This window comes from Mesorhizobium sp. M7A.F.Ca.US.006.01.1.1 (genome assembly GCF_003997935.1).
Lineage (GTDB): Bacteria > Pseudomonadota > Alphaproteobacteria > Rhizobiales > Rhizobiaceae > Mesorhizobium.
Genome location: NZ_RZQL01000392.1, coordinates 1 through 4,026, shown reverse-complemented (window position 1 = coordinate 4,026; position 4,026 = coordinate 1). Strand labels below are relative to the sequence as shown.

The window sequence follows — 4,026 nt, the reverse complement described above, 5'->3', positions numbered from 1 at the left end:
GTGACCAGGAACGAGAAGGGATAGGTGAAGGCGCCCCAAGTCAGAATGTCGGCCAGCGAGAGGCCGCCGATCTGGCCCTGCATCGGGAACTGCACGAGAATGTTCGATGCCACGACGACAAGCGCCATGGCGGCCACGAATGGCAAATACCGCGAGAAGGAAGTCATTTTTTTATCCTGGGTAATGGAACCAGCCAAGCATCATGCCCATGCGGGCGATGCTTGCCTTCGTATGTGGGCACCGGATTGCCAAAACCTTGCGGCTTCGATCCGATGCTCAGGCCAACAAGATGTTGGCCAGAGGCCAGCAAGAGGTTGGCCAGGGCGGTCGTCCCCCGCCTTTGAACTGTTTTAAGCGGCAGCCTGTTCGGCGGTCTTCTTGGCGATCTGCTTCTTCAGCAAACGGGCGCGCTGCGACAATTCCTTGACGTCTGCCTTGGCCAGGAAGGCGTCGAGGCCGCCGCGATGTTCGACCGAACGCAGCGCGTTGGCCGAAATGCGCAGGCGCACGTTCTGGTTCAGCGCTTCCGAAATCAGCGTCACATTGACGAGGTTCGGCAGAAAGCGACGCTTGGTCTTGTTGTTGGCGTGGCTCACATTGTTGCCGGACATGACTGCCTTGGCAGTGAGTTCGCAGGTGCGGGACATTGTTCTAACCTTCAGTTCTCGGGGTCTGCCAAACACTCAAGCCCACGCCGGGTGGCGCGCGGTTCTGGTCAGGCGGCCTTATGGAAAAAGTTGGCGTTCCATAGTTGCATTTCGCCGAGGCGTCAAGCTCCGGCTTGCCCACGGACGCGCCCGGCATTTCATATTAAGGCCGGAATTCATCCTATAAGCGGTCTGATAGGGACATGCCAGACCGGAGTTGCCCGCCTCCGGCCGAAAATCAAGGACCGATCCCGCCATGCTTCGTTCGTCACATGCCCTTGCCGCCATGCTTGCCATAGCCTTGCCGTCCGCCGCGTCTGCTGCCTCGCCGCAGTCGTTCAAGGGCGAATACACGGTGTCGTTCCTTGGTCTTTCGATAGCGAGATCAACGTTTTCCAGCAGCTATGAGAACGGCGCCTACGCGATCCAAGGCAGTGTCACCGCGGCCGGTCTCGCCAAGCTGTTCGACGACACGCGCGGCACGATCTCATCCAAAGGCACGATTGCGGGCAAGAAGATGGTGCCGCAGGCATTCCGCGCCGATTACACCTCCGGCAAGAAGGCATCGGTGGTCGATATCCGCTTTGCCAATGGCAGGGTCACCTCGACGCAGGTCGTCCCGGCACCGGGCAAACGCGACCCCAAGAACTGGGTACCGCTCGGTGCCGGCGACCTGGCATCGGTGCTCGATCCCATGGCCGCCACCGTCATTCATGCCGACAGTCTCGACCAGGTCTGCGGCCGCACGGTGAAGTTCTATGACGGCGAGATGCGTGCCGACCTGACGCTGACCTACGCGTCGAAAGGCACGATCTCGGTGCCGGGCTACAAGGGCGACACCGTCACCTGCCAGATGGGCTTCGAGCCGGTGGCGGGCTATCGCAAGGGCCGCAAGGCGCTCAACTATCTCAAGAACAAAAGCCGCATGATGGTGACGTTTGCACCGCTCGGCCAAACCGGCGTATATGCGCCGATCCATGCCACGGTGGGCACGCAGATCGGCACCTTGACCATCAGCGCCGGGCGTTTCGAAGCGGTACAATAGCCGGGCGCAGAATTGGCGCGCCACTGGAGACAGAATGGGGCGCGCAACACTGATCGGCTTTTCGGCGGTCGCCATGTGGGCGCTGCTCGCACTGCTCACCGATGCGTCGGGCCAGGTGCCGCCGTTCCTCTTGTCGGCGATCACCTTCTCGATCGGCACCGGCGTCGGGCTCGTCGCGCGGCTGTTCATGCCGGCACCCGACAAGAGCCAGAAGACACCGCCGCAGGTGTGGCTGATCGGCATTGCCGGCCTGTTCGGCTACCACTTCTTCTACTTCACCGCGCTGCGCAATGCACCGGCGGTGGAGGCGAGCCTGATCGCCTATCTGTGGCCTTTGCTGATCGTGCTCGGCTCGGCGCTGATGCCGGGCGAAAAACTTGCGTGGAGCCATGTCGTCGGCGCGCTGCTCGGCCTTGCCGGCACCGTGCTGATCGTCACCAAGGGTGGCGGGCTGGCCTTCGACGCCCGCTATGCCTTCGGCTATGCCATGGCCGCCGTCTGCGCCGTGCTGTGGTCGTCCTATTCGTTGTTGTCACGGCGCTTCCCGTCGGTGCCGACCAGCATCGTCACCTGGTTCTGCGCGGCGACCGCGGTGCTGTCGCTCGCCTGCCACCTGGCGCTGGAACAGACGGTTCTGCCTGACGGCGCCGGCCAGTGGCTGGCCGTGCTCGGCCTTGGCCTGATGCCCGTAGGTGCTGCCTTCTATGCCTGGGACATCGGCGTCAAGCGCGGCAACATCCAGGTGCTGGGTGCTGCAAGCTACGCCGCACCGCTGTTGTCGACGCTGGTGCTGATCGCGGCCGGCGTCGCCGAGCCGTCGTTGCGCATCCTCGCCGCCTGCGTGCTCATCACCGGCGGCGCGGTGCTCGCCGCAAAATCCCTGTTCCTGCGCAAGCCTGCATCCGAAGGCGGAGCCAGGGCATCCGAAGGCGGAGCCCAGGCATGACGATGCCGTTTACGGGCGGCATCGACGCCAATGCGAATGCGACGCTGATCTTTTCGCTGGCGGCGGCGGTGATCTACGCCTTCACGCTTGGCATGCCGCCGACGCTTGCCCGCTCGGCGGCAAAGACGCTTGCCGTGGCGATGCTTGCCGTGCTGGCCGGGCTGCAGGGCGGCCCGCTGCTGCTGGTCGCCGCGCTCGCACTCAGCGCCGTTGGCGACGCATTCCTGTCGCGCGACGGCGAAAAGGCCTTTCTCGGCGGGCTGGCAAGTTTTCTTGTCGCCCACATCGTCTATGTCGCGCTGTTCCTGCGCAGCGGTGGCGGGTTGGGAGTGCTTGGCACCGAATCGTGGCGCGGAGCGATCACGCTTGCCATGGCGGTGTTTGCGATCGTCATGCTGGCGGCGCTCTGGCGTCGCGTCGGTCCCGGCCTGCGTATTCCGATCACCGTCTATGTCGCTGCGATCCTGGTCATGGGTATCTCGGCGCTGACGACAAGCAATATCTGGGTGATCGGCGGCGCCGTGCTGTTCATGGCGTCGGACGGGTTGCTCGCCACGGAGAAATTCCTTGTGGCCGCCATCTCGCCACACCGCGCATGGATGCGCTTCGCCGTCTGGGCGCTGTACTACGCCGCCCAACTGGGGATCACGCTTGGGTTCTTGCTAAATTAGGCTTCTTGCCAAGTTAGGACTGTCCAGGCTGCCAGCCAGGTGCCGCCAGCTCAAAGGCGGCAAACTCGAAGCCCGGCGCGACTGTGCAGCCGACCAGCGTCCATTCGCCCAGGCTGCGCGCCGATTGCCACCATCCCGCCGGCACGACGATCTGCGGCCGCTCACCGGCTGCGAGATCGATGCCGAGCACCTGCTCCACAACGGTACTGCCATCCTCCCACATCGCCAGTGCCAGCGGGGCGCCGGCATGGAAATGCCAGACCTCGGCGGCGTCCTTGACCCGGTGCCAGGCCGAAACTTGATGCTCCTCAAGCAGGAAATAAATGGCGGTCGAATGGTCGCGCGCGCCGCCGGTGCCATCGCGAAAGGTCTCGGCATACCAGCCGCCTTCCGGATGCGGCTTCAGCCCGAGCGTCGCGATGATTTCGGCGGAGCTGGTCATGACATCGACGATACCACGGGCTCTAGAAGTTGTCCTTGCGCTTGCGGATTTCGGCAAAGACCTCGGCGTCGGAAACCTTCTCCAGCCCAAGATGCTTGCGGATCGCCGGATCGTGCCAGCGCAGGAAGGGATTGGTCGACAGTTCCTCGCCGATCGTCGTCGGCAGCGTCGCCTTGCCGTCGGCGCGCAGCTTTTCGATCCTGGCGACGCGTTCCTTCAATGCCGAATTGGACGGGTCGACGGTCAGCGCGAAACGGGCGTTGGAGAGTGTGTAT

6 protein-coding genes and 1 pseudogene are annotated in these 4,026 nt (G+C 63.6%); 3 read left to right on the top strand and 4 right to left on the bottom strand.

What is annotated here, in order from left to right:
- A pseudogene (locus tag EN943_RS38690) lies at positions 1 to 167 on the bottom strand (VUT family protein); the annotation flags it as partial.
- A gap of 183 nt (positions 168 to 350) precedes the next feature.
- Complete coding sequence (gene rpmB / locus EN943_RS35610; protein WP_013529373.1) at positions 351 to 647, bottom strand: 50S ribosomal protein L28; 297 nt, start codon at positions 645 to 647, stop codon at positions 351 to 353.
- 256 nt (positions 648 to 903) lie between these two features.
- On the opposite strand from rpmB, the gene EN943_RS35605 reads away from it, so the two are divergent.
- From EN943_RS35605 to EN943_RS35595, 3 genes are read left to right on the top strand one after another with little or no spacing between them, the layout of a single operon-like run.
- The gene (locus EN943_RS35605; protein WP_127416455.1) at positions 904 to 1,692 is read left to right on the top strand and encodes a DUF3108 domain-containing protein; all 789 of its coding nucleotides are present in this window, start codon (positions 904 to 906) and stop codon (positions 1,690 to 1,692) included.
- A gap of 34 nt (positions 1,693 to 1,726) precedes the next feature.
- A complete protein-coding gene (locus EN943_RS35600) occupies positions 1,727 to 2,638 on the top strand; it encodes an EamA family transporter (protein WP_127416454.1) in 912 nt (303 codons plus the stop codon).
- A complete protein-coding gene (locus tag EN943_RS35595; protein ID WP_127416453.1) occupies positions 2,635 to 3,309 on the top strand; it encodes a lysoplasmalogenase in 675 nt (224 codons plus the stop codon). The genes EN943_RS35600 and EN943_RS35595 overlap by 4 nt, the downstream gene beginning before the upstream one ends.
- A 13-nt stretch (positions 3,310 to 3,322) precedes the next feature.
- On the opposite strand, the gene EN943_RS35590 is transcribed toward EN943_RS35595, so the two are convergent.
- Positions 3,323 to 3,751 carry a cupin domain-containing protein gene (locus EN943_RS35590; RefSeq protein WP_127416452.1) on the bottom strand — a complete coding sequence of 143 codons (429 nt, stop codon included), beginning with the start codon at positions 3,749 to 3,751 and terminating at the stop codon, positions 3,323 to 3,325.
- A gap of 22 nt (positions 3,752 to 3,773) precedes the next feature.
- Positions 3,774 to 4,026, bottom strand: a 253-nt coding sequence (locus tag EN943_RS35585) for a hydroxyacylglutathione hydrolase C-terminal domain-containing protein (RefSeq protein WP_281060879.1), incomplete at its 5' end; no start/stop codon positions are given.